This window comes from Halochromatium roseum (genome assembly GCF_016653315.1).
Classification (GTDB): Bacteria; Pseudomonadota; Gammaproteobacteria; order Chromatiales; family Chromatiaceae; genus Lamprobacter; species Lamprobacter roseus.
Map to the genome: position 1 here is coordinate 140,331 of NZ_NHSH01000065.1, position 16,577 is coordinate 156,907.

Below are 16,577 nucleotides of genomic sequence, written 5' to 3' on the forward strand. Positions count from 1 at the left end.
GCGCGAACGCTTGCTGCGCTGAGTGCGAAAAAGCCAGCGGGTCGTTGCGCCTGCACGAATCGATCCACCCCGGAGAAAGCGGCATAATGGCGGCAGCTTAGCCCCAAACCTCAGATCCCAAACCGACAAGATCGTGCCAACCGCAGAGTGCGACGCATCCGGGAGAATGTTCAACGTGCCCGAATCATCTCAATCGATCTGGAAACCGCTGTTTTGGCTCGTGCTCGCCTCGTTGATCGCGGTCTATCTGCTCTGCAGCTACCACAACAGCCAACGACGAGAGACGATTGGCGATGAGCATCAGTCGCTGCGCGCACTCGACCAGCCCCTGACATCCAGCCTTAAATCCAGCCCTAAAACCACTCAGCACGAGCTGGCCAGCGCTACACAGGCGCGGATCGAACAGTTACAGACCGCGCTCAAGGCCGTCACGGCCGAGCGCGACCAGCTTGCCGCGGCGCGCAACGGTGACCAGCAAGCGCAAGCCGCTGATTATGAGGCACGCATCGCCGACGCCGAGGCGGCCCTCGAGGCGATGCGTCGCGAGCTGCAAGCGCAAGAGCAGGCGCTGCAACGTGCTCGCGAGCAGAGCGCGCGTTTGCGACAGGAAGCGGTTGAGCAGACCTCCGACCAGATCCATGACTTCTACGCGCAATTCGCTCCACTCGGGGCACAATTGACCGATCGTGGTCTGCTGGTCAACCTGAGTGGTGACACCATTCGCTTTCCCAGCGGCAGTGCCCAGCTGCCCGAGGACGCCGAGCCGACCCTGACCCGGATTGCCGACATCCTGGCTGAGCATCCAACGCTGATCGTGCAGATCGAAGGTCACACCGACAGCTCCGGCAACGCCACCATCAACCTGCAACTCTCAGAGCAACGCGCAGCCGCGGTTCGCGATGCACTGACCGAGCGGGGGATTCAGTCGGCACGACTCAGCATCAAGGGCCTGGGCTCGACCACCCCAATCGCATCCAATGCGACCGCCACGGGGCGGCAGCGCAACCGCCGGGTCGAACTCTATGTGGTGCGAGAGTAGATCTGTCTACTAGGTCACCCAGTAGGCCCCGCCAAATCGATCCGCCGATTCGGTTCCCAAGCAGGCACGCGAACTCGTCCTCGAAGGCCATCGCTAACCAGGGAATTCAGTGGCGCCAAAGCGACTCGTCGATCAGATCCTTGAGTCGCTGCTGCGATACCGTATCCGCCGAGCTGAACTCAAGGCTCGTGCGGAAGCGGTCTGCCCAAGGCACCGTCTGCACGACCTTCGCGTAGAGGTCGCCAACATCAGGCAATCCCTGATGCGATGCCAGACTGATCACCACGTCTGATGCATCAGGGAGCCCCAGTGGTAGATCAGCCCGCAAACCAAAATAACCGATATCGTTAATCAGACCCGGAATCGGCATCGGCCGAATGCCCTGCGCATCGACTTGGCGGAAGGTCGCTTCCAGACTAACCCCGATACGCGGCGAACGGCGTACCTCGATCGGCGGCACGACCAGTCGACACTGCGGGGCATGCACACTCAGCAGTTCGTAGAGCTGCACCGGATGTCGAATGCCTTTGAAGCGCACCACGTTGACCGCACCGACCTCGATCAGATCTGCAGCAGCGGCGCGGGTGGACTCGCTGATCAGCACCTGCCCGCGGAGCGCAAAGGACTCCATGCGTGACGCCAGATTCACCACGTCGCCGATCACGGTATATTCGCTATGCGCCGTTGCGCCGAAGCTGCCAGCAACCAGACTGCCGGTATTCAACGCAATGCCGGCGAAAAGCTCAGGCAGACCGCGCTCCCGAGCGTCCTGGTTGAGCGCCAGCATGGCCCGCTGCATCTCCGCCGCACAGGCCAATGCCCGTACCGCATCATCACCGCGCGCATCCGGCAGCCCGAACAGCGCCATCACAGCATCGCCGACGAACTTATCCACCACGCCACCAAAGCGATCGATGATCGCCGTCATCGCGGCAAACCAACGATTCAGAAGCTCGATCATGGTCGCCATCGGCAGTGACGACATCAGCGCGGTAAAGCCTCGAATATCGGCAATCAACACCGTCGCATAGGCCTCAACCTGGGGCTGCGACTCGAGTAGAAAGGTATCGAGCAGCGGGTTAAGACGTCCTTCGAGCGCGCGCCGTATCGCCTCTGGCTGCCCAGGCTGCGCCAGGCGCAGTAAGCCCTCGGCCTCGAGCTCTGCAACCACCTGCTCGATGCCGGAAAATAGCTCTGCTCGATTACGATGTTGCATGAGAGGCAGTGCTTAAGGACGAAAGTTCCGAGGCCCCGCGACCCTGATCGCCGGCAACATGCGCGAGTACGGCCTCGATCTGCATCGGCGCCTCACTATTGAGGAAGACCGCCGTTGGGTGCTCGGCATCGGTCAACGGCTCACGGTTGGCAATTTGCAAGCTCAAGACATCGATATCAGCATCTGAGGCGTCACCGCCCACAAGACTGCGCGCACTGATGCGCTCGCGCAAGAGGTGCATCGGCGCCTGCATCACCAGGATGCGGTGGGGACAGTTCAAGGTCTGCGCGAGTGCCCGGAAACGGGCTCGCTGCCGGCGTTGCAAGAAGGTCGCATCAACCAACACACTGAACCCGGCCTCGATCAGCTCACGTGCGAGGGCGAGGAGGCGCGCATAGGTCCGCTCGCTGGCATCAGCGCTGTAGAGCTGAGCAATCTGCTGAGCAATCTGCTGAGCAGCCTGCTGAGGAACTTGCTGTGCCGAAGGATGGCCCTGTGGCGCAATTCCGCACAGACGTTTGCGCTCGATATCGGAGCGGATCTGAATGATCGGCAGATGCTCGCGCAAGAGATTCCCGATCCAGGTCTTGCCGCTACCGGAGAGGCCATGGGTGATAAAGAGCTTGGGCCGATGGCGACCGGTACAGGTTTGGGCAAGCGCCAGATAGTGAAGCAGCGCCGCGCGCGCGCTGAGCCCGGACGACCCACCAGGCACAGGACTCGGGGCGCCCGCGTCTAACGTTGGCGAAGCGGAGGGCGGAGAAGGTCGCTCGGTCTCGATGGCCTGTGCCGGATCAGCTTGCATCAACTGGATTGCGCAGACCTTGGCCCGCACCAGTGCACGATAGACCTGATAAAAGCGCAGCAAACGCAGCCCAGCATAATCACCGGTGACCTCGAGGTAACGGTTGAGGAAGCGTCTGGCGTAACTGCTCGCGCCACTCTCGGCCAGGTCCATGGTGAGAAAAGCAACCTCACTCATGGTATCGATCCAACGCAGGCTCGAATTGAACTCGAGACAATCGAAGATCAACGGCTGCTCGTCGAGCACCACGATGTTACCGCGGTGCATATCGCCATGACACTCGCGGATGAAGCCATCGCGACGTCGCTGCTCGATGACCGGCCGCAAACAGGCGAAACGTTTGCGCGTCCAGCGCTCCAGGCGCTGAAGGCGACGCCGGATATCAGCGTCCCCAGACACCGCGAGCGCGGCTTGCAGAGGCGGAAAATTGTCTAACATCGGCGCCAATACAGCGCTCGGATCACCATAGGGCGTATCCGGCGGCGCCGGCGATAGACTGGCATGGAAGCGCGCTACGCGCTCGGCCAAGCGGTCGATCAGCACGCCATTCAGCGGCTGCTGCGAGAGCAACAACCGTTGCTCAAAACGGCGCATCCGCACCGCATAGTCGATGACCTCACCCTCAGCATTCATGCGTACCTGATTGCGAACGCGAACGACAGGAACCACATCCAGATACAGTTGCGGTGCTAGGCGGCGATTGAGCCGTAGCTCCTCCTCGCAGTAGAAGCGTCGGCGGCCTAGGGTCGAGAAGTCGACAAACCCAAGTGACACCGGCCGCTTCAGCTTGTAGGCATAGTCGCCCGCCAAGAAGATTTGGGAGATATGCGTGATCAGACCTTCGACCTGATCAACCGGATGCGGATAGGCTCCGGGGTCGAGGAGATCCGCGAGTGGCGCTAACTCGTTGGCCAGCATTAGGGAAGCCAGGCCCTAGACCCGCAACAGTGGCAACAGCAACGCACAGGGCATAAGTAGCGGCCAGGACGCCAGCAAGCTTGCGAAGACGAAGGCCGGTTCACTAGACTATTCTCCAGTGCGTCAATCACGCTATCTCTCTGAGGTTCATTTGATGAGTATCGAACGTATCGTCTTCGCGGTCGCCGGCGCCTTTGTGCTGATCTCCGCTATCCTGGCTGCGACTGTCAGCCCGCTTTGGCTCTGGTTCACCGGCTTCGTCGGGCTCAACCTGCTGCAGTCGGCCTTTACCGGCTTCTGCCCGCTCGCCGTCATCCTGAAAAAGCTCGGCAAAGAGCCTGGCACCGCGTTCTGAAGGCGAGCTTGGTAGGCGAGCTTGGTAGGCGAGTTTGGTGGGCGTCCTAGCCAGGGCGCCCAACCTCTTGCCGCACCCTGCCGATCAGATCAGCCCGGCTGCAGCCGCGCGATCAACCAACACTCGACTCTGGGCGGCTGTCGCAACCTGCGCAACCGGCAAGGGCTCCCCCGCCGACCAGCCCCGAATGGCATCCGCCTTACCGCTCCCGGTCACCAGGATCAGCAACTGTTCACTCTGCGATAATGCGCGAGTGGTCAGCGAAACACGATCTGGTGGCGGTTTCGGCGCCTCATGCACCGGCATCGCAAGCCGGTCGGCAGGCACCTTGCGACCCGGGAATAGGCTTGCTGTATGGCCATCTTCCCCCATCCCCAAAAGCACCAAATCGAACGGAAGCGCCGCCGCGACGAGCGGCTCATAGGCATCGGCGGCAGCCTCAGCGCCGAGTTCGGCCGGAATGGCGAACACCTGGCCAGGCAGCACGGGCACGCGGTTCAGCCAGACCTGATCGGCCGCAAGGCTATTGCGCTCCGGGTCGGTAATCGGCAGGCAGCGCTCATCGCCGTGATAGATCCACCAGCGCGACCAATCCGCATCCGCATCCGCCAACAACGCATAGGCTGCGGTCGGGGTCGTTCCGCCAGCCAAGCACAGCCGGAAGCGGCCATGACGCGCGATGGCCGCATCTGCAGCCGCCAGAATGGTATCAGCGGCAGCTTGAGCCACCGCAGCCTTGTCGTCGAAGAGCACCACCTCGGTACCCGGTAAGACAACGTCATCAGAAGCCATGCTGCTCTCCGTCGAAGATCGTTTTCACTAGTGCTCTACTAGTGCTCTACTAGGCCAGCACGCCACCTCCAGTGGGCTCCACCATCACGCAGGCAGGTCGCGGTGGTGACGATGGTAAGCCGAGATTCGCCAGTGGCACTAGCCCCGAACCGGACGGGCAGTTAAAGTGAGGGCAAGTCGGACATACGGCTAGGGAAAACGCTTACCTTCGAACAAGCGCTTCGTCGTCCGGAGTGGCGACTCGACTTGACCTGTGCCGAGGCATCGCGTAAATCTCCAAAAACAACGATCTCAGCAATAACGAGGAGCACCACCGATGGCAGAGACTATGCGCGACATCATGAACCCGGGCGCAACAAACCATGACCCGCGTTTCCCACAAGCGCCAGCGGACTGGAGTCCAGCAGATGCCGAACAGCAAGCCAGCAGCGAAGGTCTGACCCTGAGTGACGACATCTGGGAGGTTGTCCGGGCACTGCAGACCTTTTTCGCCAAAGACGAGCAGCCCAACACGCGAGCGCTTCACGACGCCCTCGACGAACACTTCCACGATCGTGGCGGCCTCAAACACTTGTATGAACTCCTGCCTGGCGGTCCAGTGGCACAAGGCTGCCGCCTAGCCGGCCTGAAACCCCCAGCGGGTGCCGTCGATACCTCATTCGGCAGCGTCAAATAGCTGTTGGCATCGCCGTCGTACTACAAAACCCGGGGTAAGCACTGATAGCTAAGGCCAGATTGGCGCGGGAGTCCGCGCCTGGTCCGCATGTGACTCAGCGCAGTGCACGGCGGACGCAACGATCAGATTCCGTCGGGCCGCACTGGTATTGGACTGAAAGAACGCGACTCAGGCGATTTCTATCAAAGCCGCTGAACTCAGTTTAGCCGCGTTCAGCCTCGCTCCCGCTCGAAGGCTTGCGCGACGCATGCCGGTCGGCCTCTGCATCCGGGAAGCGGCGCCCATCTTCAGCATCGGCATCCTCATCCATCAAGATGCGCTGGCCGTCGCCTTCCAGGTCATCGAACTGACCACTGCGTGCAGCCCAGAAGAGCACCACAACGGCCACCAAGCCGAGCAACAGCATGCCGGGAATCAGGCCATAGATCACTTCCATTCGCTCACCTCGTGGGGCTTGCCCCGAGCGGTTGACGACCGCGAGCCTTGCTTGAACAGCCGGCGCAGCCGTGCCGAGTTACCAATCACCGCCAGCGAGCTCAACGGCATCGAGATCGCGGCGACTAACGGCGTGATCAACGCGGCCATCGCCAGCGGCACCATAATCAGATTGTAGGTAATCGAGAGGCCGATGTTTTGGCGGATGGTGCGCAGCGTGCGCCGCGACAGGGCTGCCGCATCGCGGACCCGCATCAGCTCGGCGCTCATCAACACGATGTCGGCACTGGCGATCGACACATCGGTGCCGCTGCCCACCGCAATGCCGACATCAGCACGCACTAAAGCCGGCGCATCGTTGATGCCATCGCCGACCATCGCCACCCGCTCGCCACGCCGTTGCAGATCGGCGATCACCCGGTCCTTATCCTCGGGACGAACATCGGCGATCACGTCAACCGTCCCCAGCTGCGCGGCGATGCGGCGCGCGACGGCCTCGCGATCGCCGGTCAGCAGCGTGACGCGAATCCCATCGGCTTGCAACCGTTGCACGACCTCGGCGGCATCCGCGCGCAAGCGATCGGCCGCGAGCAGCCGCAGGCGCTCGCCCCCGTCGATGGCGCAGTGCAAGGTTGTGCCGTGAGGGCTGTCGGGCTCGTCGATTTCACCGTGAAACACGCCCGTCATCGTCCGAGACGGTGATGCGCTCTGGAGGTTGCGCGAATGCTCCGGCACGGCAGCCGGATTCGCGTTTTCCGCTGCCGGATTCTCGCCGACCGGATGCGGCTTCTCGGGTAATGCCGACGGATTCTCGGCGCCTGCAGACGGCTGGCACTCAATGCCGTTCTCGCGCAGCCACTCGCGTGTCCCGATCACCAGCCGATGCCCATCAACGCGACCACTGATCCCGGCGCCAGGCTCAATGTGCACGTCCCGCACCTCAGCCGAGCCCAGCCCGATCCCAGCGCCTTTCGCCAAGCGCACCACTGCACGTGCCAACGGATGCTCGGAGACCCGCTCTAGCGCCGCCACCAGCCGCAAGACCTCAGGTTGCGCGTTAGCGAATGGCGCCTCTGCATCTGCAGCTGCCGGCTGGCGCTGCCAGACCGTCTCCAGTTCAGCGGACTTTCCAAGCTCATCCCGTCCGGCTGGCCCAGGGTCCGCCCCGCGTTCACTCGGCTTGGCCAATGCCGCAGGAACGCCCGAGTCCGATGACCGGGCTTGCATACGCAGCCCGGCTGGCCCAGCCGCCAAGGTCTGAACCTGAATGACTTCCGGGCGCCCCTCGGTCAGGGTTCCAGTCTTATCGAACACGAAATGGTCGATATCCGAGAGTGTCTCCAGCACCGCACCCTGTTTGATCAGGATGCCGTATCGCGCGCCGAGCCCAGAGGCGACCGCGATCGCCATCGGCGTCGCCAGTCCGAAGGCGCAGGGGCAGGTGATGATCAGCACCGAGGTCGCCGCCATCAGCGCCGTCTCCAGATCGCGCCCGCTCCAAAGCCCAAAGGTGATCAGCGCCAGGCCGATGGTGAGAGCGACGAACCAGGGCACGATCCGATCGGCCAGGGACTGGATCGGCGCCTTGCTCGACTGCGCGTCCTCGACCAACCGGATGATGCGCCCGAGCGCGGTATCGCGCAGCAGGCCGGTGACCCGCACCTCGAGCACGCCGGCACCATTCAGGGTGCCTGCGGCAACGCTGTCGCCGATGGCGCGTTTGACCGGCTCGGACTCGCCGGTCAGCATGGCCTCATCGACCTCGCTGCGCCCCTCGCTGATGATCCCGTCAGCAGGAATCGTCTCGCCGGGGCGCACCAACAGCAGCTCCCCCATCGCTACCGCGCGGATCGGCACCACCACCTCCTCGCCGTCACGTAGAACGGTGGCCATCTTCGGCTGCAGATCCAACAGGCGCTGCGTCGAGGCCATTGCTTGGCGCTTGGACATCGCCTCGAGGAAGCGCCCGACCAAGATCACGAAGAGAAAATTCACCACCGTATCCCAGTACACATGGCCCTGGCCATCGACCGTGACGTAGAGCGAGTATAGGTAAGTGATCGAGGCGCCGATCGCGATCGGCAGATCCATGGTCAGTGCGCCCTGCCGCAGCCCCAGCCAGGCGCCGCGATAGAAGGGCCAGCCGGAGTAGATCAGCGTCGGCGTGGCGATGGCGAAGCCGATCCAGTGGAAGAGTCCGCGGAACTCACCCTCGTCGGCCCCCGCATAGAGCGCGATCGAAACCCACATCAGGTTCATCGCCGCGAAGGCGGCAAACGCCATGCGGAAGAGGAGCGCGCGGTTGCCCCGCTTTAGCGCGCCTTCGGCGGTCTCGGGGTCGAAGGGCACCGCGGCGTAGCCAATCTCGCCTAGCCGCCCGAGCAGGCTCGACAGACGCTGGCGCGAGTTATCCCATTTCAGACGCAGCCGGCGACCGGTGAGATTGACCCGCGCTTCCTCGACGCCGGGCATCTTACTGAGCCCGGTCTCGATCAGCCAGACACAGGCCGCGCAGTGGATGCCTTCGACGTGCAGATTGATCTCGCGCAGGTCGGCCGTGGTATCGAGATAAGCGGCCTGGACCTCGTCTAGGTCATAGAGCGCGAGCTGTTTCGGTGGCTCAGGCGGTGGCCCGAGCACCTCGCCTTCAGGCGTGCGCCGATAGAAGCCGTCGAGTCCAGCGGCGAAAATGGCCTCACAGACCGATTTGCAGCCGGTACAGCAGAAGTGACGCTCGCCGCCGGCAACGCTCGCGGTGACCGTCTCCGTGCGATCGAGCGGCAGACCACAGTGGAAACAGCGGTCATTGTGCCGGCACTTCATCGTCCGGATTGGCGAAGCGCCACAACCTTAACCTGAATCACGCGCGAATCGTCTAATGATCAGCGACCCCAATGCGCTGGTCGAAGGCCACCTCTTGGCCTCCGGTCTGCGCCGCGACCAGGGTGTCCCAGAGACCTGAAAGCGCAAAGGTAACCTCAGCGGCATAGCGCCCCGGGGCCTCCTCAACCATCGGCAACGCGAAGTCAGCGGATGGGTCCGAGGGGCGATAGGCATAGTAGGTCACTTGGTCTGGGCGCACCGGCTGCCCGGCCGAGTCGACCACATAGAAACGCACCATTGTTGGCGTTTCTGCCGCAACATCAGCCGGTGTATCCAGGCTCATGGTCCAACCCGGCGCTTCCGCGCGCCTTGTCGTCAGACTGCGCTCGACATTGCGCCCGCGCTCATAGTAGTCATCGACCACAAGGCCAGGATTGGTCACAAACGCCAGCGTAATCATGGTCGCGTTGACCACCAGCACGACCACAACGAGGCCGATCCATGCAAGAAACCAGGGGCTGCGCCAGGCTGAGTCCAGCCCGCCGCCCTGGCGGCCGGCAGAGGCCGATGCAGGCCCCCGATCAGCGCTGACCGGCACCGTAGATAGATCACTCATGGTTTCGTTCACAGTTGCGTATATCAGAAAATCGCCGCGAGGCACGGCCTCAGCGAGACGGCCCAAAGAACGCGCTCTCGCGCTCCGCGGCAATCTCGGTGTTATCGCTGAGCGTTGTTGTAGCATGGAACGTCACCGGGAGTGTCTCTCCGGGCAAGTCAGAGCGCTTGATCTTAACGAAGACGATCATCGGCGTAACCTCACCAGAGCGTGCGAACAAAGGCTCCTCGGCCCCGAGTAAGGTCATCGGCGCCGAACTCTCCGCGCTGACCCGCACCGTCAGATCTTGCCCGCTCTTATTCAGCACCTTTAACGTGTATTTGTTTTGCACTGAACCGTCCGATAACTGGACGAAGAGCGGCGCCCGCTCATGCAGCACCTTGACCTCAATCGCCTCAAGACTGGAGAGACCATACATGATCCCCACCAGCGCGAGTGCCAAGATGCCTGTATACACCCATACCCGCGCGCGCATCAGCATTGGCTTGACCGGCTTACCCTCAACCTCATCCAGTGAGGCATAGCGGATCAGCCCACGCGGCTTTCCAACCTTGTCCATGACTGCATCACAGGCATCAATACAGAGCCCACAGGTGATACAGCCTTCTTGCTGCCCATTACGGATGTCAACACCGGTCGGACAGACGGCAACACACTGATTGCAGTCAACACAATCGCCGACCGTTCGCTCCGCGCTGCTCTGGCCTTTCTGCAACCGTCCGCGCGGTTCACCGCGCGCCTCGTCATAGGTGGGCACAACTGTGGTCTTGTCGAGCATCACGCCTTGGATGCGCGCGTAGGGACAGAGCCAGAAGCAGACCTGCTCTCGGAGCCAGCCCGCAAGCAAGTAAGTGCCCAGTGTAAATAAAGCCACGGATGCATAGACGGCGACATTGGCGTCGCCAACAAAGAAATCACGCCATAGAGGACCAGCACCATAGAACCAGGCGACAAAGCTGAAGCCAGTGAAAAAACCGATTAGGAGCCAGATCGCATGTTTGAGAACCTTAATGCGCACCTTGCTGGCATCCAGCGGCGCTTTATCGAGCTTGCGCCGCTGCGGGGGGCTACCCTCGAGCTTTTCTTCAATCCAAGTGAAGACATCAGTCCATACCGTCTGAAAACAGAAGTAGCCGCAATAGGCGCGACCCACGAGCGCAGTGACCACGGCCAATAGGATGGCGAAGAAGAGCAGCAGCAGCGAGAGCATCCAAAAGTCTTGCGGCAAGACGGTCACCCCGAACAGGTGATACTTCCGGTTCGGTATATCGAACAGCACCGCCTGACTGCCATTCCAACGCAGGTAGGGGCCAAGGAAGAAGATCAGCCAGACTGAAGAGGCAAGCCATTTGATGCGGCGCCACTTGCCCGGCATGCGCTTGGCGTGGATGGTCTCTCCGCCAGTATTGACCTCCCAGTGATGGGCTTCGGCGTAGAGTTCGTCCATTGCGGCGCCAGAGCCGCGCGAGGGAGTCTCGTTCATAAGTACAACAACCAAGTACGCACGCGCTCGAAAGCGGCATTACCCCCGCCAACTGTATAGACAGCGAGGTAGGCGCCACGCCAAGCTCAATATGACAAGAGAAAAAAAGGGGGATTCACATCCCCCTTTTCCGGTCCCTTACCCTCCTCGACACTTCTCAGGGCACGACGCAACGCTACTGTTGTTCGCTCTTGTGTCGTTCGGCATCCTCATTCATCAGTCTGATCACCTTGAAGACCAAATAGCTGATGATGATGACGGCGAGTAGCACGCTGAAGATCGAACCCCAAAACACCGCATCTAGGTGCATGTCATCCTCCTCACTTTCTGATTCTAGTCGGTTCCCGAGATAACCGCCGCAACAACCATCTTCTCGCACATCTCGCGCCTTGATCCCTATGGCACTGAACCCACTGCGCAGAGCCAACCATGGCACAGCGGGTCAAGATGTTAAGCGACCGGATGCGCTATTGACCGCCACCCAGGCTGTGCACGTAGACCGCCAGTTTCTTGATCTGATCGGACTCGAGCTTACCTTCAAGACCACCAGCCGAACCACCAAACGCAGGCATCACCGCGTCGCGGGTTTGCTCAACGCCAGGCTGGTTCACACCATAGAGAATCGTGTGCTTAGCGCTCTCATAGCCGCCAGGCTCAAAGCGCCAGATACTATCGGTCAGATTAGCGGCACCCACGGTAACGATGCTCCCATCTGGCAGCTCGGCAAGGATACCGTTTGCCTGTTGCCCGTGGCAGGCGGTACAACCTTTATCATTGAACAGCTTCCATCCGGCCTCACTGCCCTCCCCGCCATCGGCGAGGCTGACAGTGAACTGCGATAATTGATCGACCTCGGCCTCGCTGAGGATATCTTTATGGGCTGTCATGGCACCTTTGCGGCCGTTGGTAATCGACTCCACGATCTTTGCCATCGAGCCGCCATAAAGCCAGTCATCATCGGCCAACACCGGATAACCCGGGTTGCCCTGACCGCCGCTACCATGGCATGCCGCACAATAATCGCCAAACAACACCTTTGCTGAGGCGAGCGTGTACTGCGTCAAACCAGGATCATCGAGAATCTGCTCCGGCGTCATCGCGGCGATTTGAGTCTCGTACTGGGCACGGACCTCGGCGACCTGCTCCATGCCCTGCTCAAATTCCTTAATTGAGGTCCAGCCAAGCACACCCTTGGTAAAGCCGCCACCCTCTTGGGACTGCCAAGGCAGTACCGGATACATGGGGTAGAGGATGCCGTAAAGAACAAACCAAGCAATCGAGACCCAGAGCGCGATCATCCACCACTTGGGTGGTGGATTATTCAGCTCACGGATGTTGTCGTCCCAAAAATGCCCGGTGTTATTTTCGCCTGGAAACGGATTATGGTCGGCCATCGTTATCTCCGAGGTCCTCGTGATCATCTTCAAACGGGATGTGCTTCTTGGCTTCGAGCTCGTCCCGATTCTTCGGCCGAAAGACCTGAAAATAGGCCACGACCATGAGCACGAAGATGGCGACCGTCAGAATGGTTCCGACCCAGTCGGAGGCCGTCATCGCTGCCCAATCGGTCTCGAAGTAGTCCGCGAGGCTACTCACGATAGACCACTCCTGGATCGAGCCTTGCCATGGTGCCGAGCACTTGCAGATAGGCCACCATCGCGTCCATCCCCGTCTTGCCCTGCACAAGCCCGACCGCCGCGTCGATGTCGGCATCGCTGTAGGGGACACCAATCGCACGCAATCCCTTCATATGCCGCTGGATCTTCTCCGGATTCAGGAGTTGCTCATCAAGCCAAGGATAGCCAGGCATGACAGATTCCGGCACCACCGAGCGCGGGGCGCGTAAGTGCTGGCGATGCCACTCATCAGAGTACTTACCGCCCAGCCGCGCCATGTCAGGGCCAGTGCGCTTCGATCCCCATTGGAACGGATGGTCGAACATCGACTCCGAGGCGAGCGAGTAGTGACCATAGCGTTCACGCTCGTCGCGGAATGGGCGAACCTGTTGTGAATGGCACAGATAACAGCCCTCGCGCTGGTAGATATCGCGGCCAGCGAGTTCCAGCGCCGTATACGGACGAATACCGTCACCGGGTTTCCAATTCCAGGTCGTCTCAATCGCCCGTAACTGCCCGCGGTTTGGGTCCTGAACGAATTCGCCGTTATCTTTTCTCAGGTAGGCGCCCTGATCATCGGTCTTGAAACGAAGCAGATTGCCAGCCTCGTCGGTCTCGTAGGCCACTGAAACGATCGGGGTCGTGCCGGCTTCTTGCCAGACGATTTCAGGAAACCGATTCGCTTCCTCGGTGCTCTTCAAATAGAAGAGCGGGACGATCTCAACGATACCGCCAACCGAGAGCACAAGCGCGGTGACGATCAACAGCCCCCAGATATTGCGCTCTAAGCGCTCCTGGATTCCCTTCGGTGGTGTGTTCTTATCAGCCATTTCAGGTTTACTCCTCGGGATTCTAGCGATGACGTTAGGCTTAAGCGGCAGCGATGGCTGGCGTGCCTCGCGCCTCGCGAAGACTCCCTGCGGTGACTGATTTGCGCACCGTCATCAGTACGTTGAACAACATGACGATGGCGCCTAGCAAGAAGATGCCGCCACCGACCGCACGCATCGCGTAATACGGATGCATGGCCGCTACCGATTCGACGAAGGTGTAAGCGAGGGTGCCGTACTCGTCATAAGCACGCCACATCAAGCCCTGCATGATGCCGGACACCCACATCGCGACCACATAGATCACGGTACCGATAGTCGCCGTCCAGAAGTGCACATTGACGAGTTTCTCGGACCACATCTCGGTGTGCCACAAGCGCGTCATCAGGTGGTAGATGGCGCCGATCGAGATACCCGCGACCCAGCCGAGCGCACCAGAGTGAACATGACCGATGGTCCAGTCGGTGTAGTGCGAGAGGGCGTTGACGGTCTTCAGTGACATCACCGGCCCTTCAAAGGTCGACATTGCGTAGAAGGCCAAGGCGATAATCAGGAAGCGCATGACGTAGTCAGTGCGCAATTTGTCCCAAGCGCCCGAGAGGGTCATCATGCCGTTCACCGCCCCACCCCAAGACGGGATGATCATCGCCAACGAGACGGCGGCACCGAGCGAGCCGGTCCAGTCTGGTAAGGCGGTGTACTGCAGGTGATGCGCGCCCAGCCACACATAACCAAACATCAGCGCCCAGAAATGGATGACGGACAGCCGGTAAGAGTAGATCGGCCGGTTAGCCTGTTTCGGCACGAAGTAATACATGATGCCGAGGAAGCCCGCGGTGAGGTAGAAGCCGACCGCGTTATGGCCCCACCACCACTGGATCATCGCGTCCTGCACGCCCGAGAATAGGCTATAGGACTTCATCAGCCCGACTGGGATCGATAGGCTGTTGACCACGTGCAGATAGACAATCATCACCATCATGCCGAGGAAGAACCAGTTCGACACATAGATGTGCGATGACTTCCGGTTGGCGATGGTCATGATGAAGTTGAAGGTGAATGCTAGCCAAACTACAGCAATCAGAATGTCGATCGGCCATTCCAGCTCGGCATACTCTTTCGACTGGGTAAAGCCCAGTGGCAGCGTGATCACCGCCAAGACGATGATGGCGTTCCAACCCCAGAAGGTGAACCAGGCCAGCTTGTTGCTCCAGAGGCTGACGCCGCAGGTGCGCTGTACCGTATAAAATGCAGTGCCCATGAGGGTACAGCCACCGAATGCGAAGATCACCGCATTGGTGTGCAGAGGCCGCAGGCGACCGAACGAGATGTAGGGATTGTCGAAATTGAGAAACGGCCAAGCGAGCTCGGACGCGATATAGACCCCAACGCCCGCACCTACCACCAGGTAGACGACGGCCATGATCGTAAACCAGCGGACGACGTCAAAGTCGTACTTTCGTTCCGCCGTAAAGTCGGCTGTAGCTTCCATAAACCCCCCCAAACAGGCTGGGAAAAACAGAGGTGACTGGGCACTGCAGGCCCGATGTTTTGGTGGTGCGCCGCGCCTCGGCACGTGACCGCGCCATGAGACTGGATCGATTGCGAAAAGTCAAGACAAGTGCGCTACAGGAAACGCTCCAGTGAGGCATTTCACACAGTGCCAATTGATCTCGATCAACTTGCCCAAGCGATAACCCTCATCAGATAAGACTTTATTTTTGTAGGTTTTTTAGAAAAAAGCAGGAGCACTGCCAGGGCGAAACGCACTCGCGAGAACGTTGCACGACCGACCAAGTATAAAGGTGGGGTTTTCCAGCCGGCATGTGCCGCCTAGGTGCCGCCTAAATGCCGCCTAGGTGCTACCTAAATGTCGCTGGTGCCGCTCAGGGTTCGCGCAGGGTGGCCCTTACTTGAAGAACGACTCGAGCGAAAAGCCCTCTTTCTCGAGGATGTCGCGCAGCCGGCGCAGTGCATCCATCTGGATCTGACGCACCCGTTCACGCGTCACCCCTAACTCCTGGGCCACCCGCTCGAGTGTCGAATGCTCGTAGCCATGCAGACCAAAACGACGCTCGACCACCTCGCGCTGCTTGTCATTGAGCTTCTCAAGCCAATGATCGAGATTGGTATGGATATCACCATCCTGGATATCATCGCTCGGATCATGGGCGGCCTCATCCTGAAGCAGGTCCACCAATGGCTTGTCAGCGTCCTTGCCATAGGGTGTATCCACCGAGGCGGTGCGCTCATTGAGACCGAGCATGCGCTTGACCTCAGCGATCGGCTTATCAAGCAGCTCTGCCACCTCTTCGGTCGTAGGCTCGTGATCGAGCTGCTGCGAGAGCAACCTGGTCGCCTTCAGGTAGACGTTGATCTCCTTGACGACATGGATCGGCAGACGCACCGTTCGCGTCTGATTCATGATGGCACGCTCGATGGTCTGGCGAATCCACCAGGTCGCGTAGGTCGAGAAGCGAAAACCGCGTTCCGGATCGAATTTCTCCACGGCGCGGATCAGACCAAGGTTGCCCTCTTCGATTAGGTCTAGAAGCGGCAGTCCGCGGTTGAGATAGCGCCGCGCGATCTTGACGACCAAGCGTAGGTTACTGACGATCATCCGCTGACGCGCCGTCTCGTCGCCTTGCTGAGCGAGGCGCGCAAAGCGCACCTCTTCATCGGCGGAGAGCAGCTTGGACTCGCCAATCTCGTTCAGATACAGGCGCGTTGCATCGAGTTCGGTATCGCTGGCCGCATAGCGTCTGCCGGAGTCATCAGACAATTGCGGCACCAAGGCCGCCTGAGCACGAGCGTCAGGCACCTCGTCGTCATCAGGGTTATCGGTCTCGGTTTCCGGCAGATCCGGATCTTCCTCGTCAGCGTTATCGCCGTCGATCAGGATCTCGTCCTCATCGGGAAGGGCGTCCCTGTCTGGGTCCTCTTCCGGTTTAACCGCTGGCATGAATCCCCCTT

At 60.5% G+C, this 16,577-nt stretch carries 16 protein-coding genes; 3 read left to right on the top strand and 13 right to left on the bottom strand.

The window, feature by feature from the left end; genetic code table 11:
* Nucleotides 1-175: 175 nt before the first annotated feature.
* Nucleotides 176-1,039, top strand: coding sequence for an OmpA family protein (locus CCR96_RS25355; RefSeq protein WP_201221366.1), 864 nt, complete (start codon nucleotides 176-178; stop codon nucleotides 1,037-1,039).
* 106 nt (nucleotides 1,040-1,145) lie between these two features.
* Here the strand turns inward: CCR96_RS25355 and CCR96_RS16770 are convergent, their stop codons facing one another.
* Both CCR96_RS16770 and CCR96_RS16775 read right to left on the bottom strand, forming a co-directional pair.
* A complete protein-coding gene (locus tag CCR96_RS16770) occupies nucleotides 1,146-2,255 on the bottom strand; it encodes an adenylate/guanylate cyclase domain-containing protein (protein WP_201221368.1) in 1,110 nt (369 codons plus the stop codon).
* Nucleotides 2,242-3,978, bottom strand: coding sequence for a bifunctional aminoglycoside phosphotransferase/ATP-binding protein (locus tag CCR96_RS16775; RefSeq protein ID WP_201221370.1), 1,737 nt, complete (start codon nucleotides 3,976-3,978; stop codon nucleotides 2,242-2,244). The genes CCR96_RS16770 and CCR96_RS16775 overlap by 14 nt, the downstream gene beginning before the upstream one ends.
* A gap of 154 nt (nucleotides 3,979-4,132) precedes the next feature.
* Here CCR96_RS16775 and CCR96_RS16780 point away from each other — a divergent pair, with 154 nt between their 5' ends.
* A complete protein-coding gene (locus tag CCR96_RS16780; protein WP_200249157.1) occupies nucleotides 4,133-4,333 on the top strand; it encodes a YgaP family membrane protein in 201 nt (66 codons plus the stop codon).
* 84 nt (nucleotides 4,334-4,417) lie between these two features.
* Here CCR96_RS16780 and pgl read toward each other — a convergent pair whose 3' ends face one another.
* The gene (gene pgl / locus CCR96_RS16785; RefSeq protein WP_201221372.1) at nucleotides 4,418-5,125 is read right to left on the bottom strand and encodes a 6-phosphogluconolactonase; all 708 of its coding nucleotides are present in this window, start codon (nucleotides 5,123-5,125) and stop codon (nucleotides 4,418-4,420) included.
* A gap of 316 nt (nucleotides 5,126-5,441) precedes the next feature.
* On the opposite strand from pgl, the gene CCR96_RS16790 reads away from it, so the two are divergent.
* A complete protein-coding gene (locus CCR96_RS16790) occupies nucleotides 5,442-5,801 on the top strand; it encodes a TusE/DsrC/DsvC family sulfur relay protein (RefSeq protein WP_201221375.1) in 360 nt (119 codons plus the stop codon).
* Between the two features lie 202 nt (nucleotides 5,802-6,003).
* Here the strand turns inward: CCR96_RS16790 and ccoS are convergent, their stop codons facing one another.
* From ccoS to rpoS, 10 genes are all read right to left on the bottom strand, one after another.
* Nucleotides 6,004-6,237 carry a cbb3-type cytochrome oxidase assembly protein CcoS gene (gene ccoS, locus CCR96_RS16795; protein ID WP_201221377.1) on the bottom strand — a complete coding sequence of 78 codons (234 nt, stop codon included), beginning with the start codon at nucleotides 6,235-6,237 and terminating at the stop codon, nucleotides 6,004-6,006.
* Nucleotides 6,228-9,059: a heavy metal translocating P-type ATPase gene (locus tag CCR96_RS16800; protein WP_201221379.1), complete on the bottom strand. Its 2,832-nt coding sequence runs from the start codon at nucleotides 9,057-9,059 to the stop codon at nucleotides 6,228-6,230. Before CCR96_RS16800 ends, ccoS begins: the two co-directional genes overlap by 10 nt.
* A gap of 52 nt (nucleotides 9,060-9,111) precedes the next feature.
* Complete coding sequence (locus CCR96_RS16805; protein WP_201221381.1) at nucleotides 9,112-9,675, bottom strand: FixH family protein; 564 nt, start codon at nucleotides 9,673-9,675, stop codon at nucleotides 9,112-9,114.
* A gap of 49 nt (nucleotides 9,676-9,724) precedes the next feature.
* Nucleotides 9,725-11,158 carry a cytochrome c oxidase accessory protein CcoG gene (gene ccoG, locus CCR96_RS16810; RefSeq protein WP_201221383.1) on the bottom strand — a complete coding sequence of 478 codons (1,434 nt, stop codon included), beginning with the start codon at nucleotides 11,156-11,158 and terminating at the stop codon, nucleotides 9,725-9,727.
* A 175-nt stretch (nucleotides 11,159-11,333) separates the two neighbouring features.
* The gene (locus tag CCR96_RS25140) at nucleotides 11,334-11,468 is read right to left on the bottom strand and encodes a hypothetical protein (protein ID WP_274601142.1); all 135 of its coding nucleotides are present in this window, start codon (nucleotides 11,466-11,468) and stop codon (nucleotides 11,334-11,336) included.
* 157 nt (nucleotides 11,469-11,625) lie between these two features.
* Complete coding sequence (ccoP, locus tag CCR96_RS16815) at nucleotides 11,626-12,552, bottom strand: cytochrome-c oxidase, cbb3-type subunit III (RefSeq protein WP_201221385.1); 927 nt, start codon at nucleotides 12,550-12,552, stop codon at nucleotides 11,626-11,628.
* Nucleotides 12,539-12,754 (bottom strand): cbb3-type cytochrome c oxidase subunit 3, encoded by a 216-nt coding sequence (locus CCR96_RS16820; RefSeq protein ID WP_201221386.1) that lies wholly within the window; start codon nucleotides 12,752-12,754, stop codon nucleotides 12,539-12,541. Before CCR96_RS16820 ends, ccoP begins: the two co-directional genes overlap by 14 nt.
* Nucleotides 12,747-13,604 carry a cytochrome-c oxidase, cbb3-type subunit II gene (ccoO, locus tag CCR96_RS16825; RefSeq protein WP_201221388.1) on the bottom strand — a complete coding sequence of 286 codons (858 nt, stop codon included), beginning with the start codon at nucleotides 13,602-13,604 and terminating at the stop codon, nucleotides 12,747-12,749. Before ccoO ends, CCR96_RS16820 begins: the two co-directional genes overlap by 8 nt.
* Before the next feature lie 40 nt (nucleotides 13,605-13,644).
* Nucleotides 13,645-15,096 carry a cytochrome-c oxidase, cbb3-type subunit I gene (ccoN, locus tag CCR96_RS16830; RefSeq protein WP_201221390.1) on the bottom strand — a complete coding sequence of 484 codons (1,452 nt, stop codon included), beginning with the start codon at nucleotides 15,094-15,096 and terminating at the stop codon, nucleotides 13,645-13,647.
* A gap of 417 nt (nucleotides 15,097-15,513) precedes the next feature.
* Nucleotides 15,514-16,566: an RNA polymerase sigma factor RpoS gene (gene rpoS / locus CCR96_RS16835; RefSeq protein WP_201221392.1), complete on the bottom strand. Its 1,053-nt coding sequence runs from the start codon at nucleotides 16,564-16,566 to the stop codon at nucleotides 15,514-15,516.
* Between the last annotated feature and the right edge of the window lie 11 nt (nucleotides 16,567-16,577).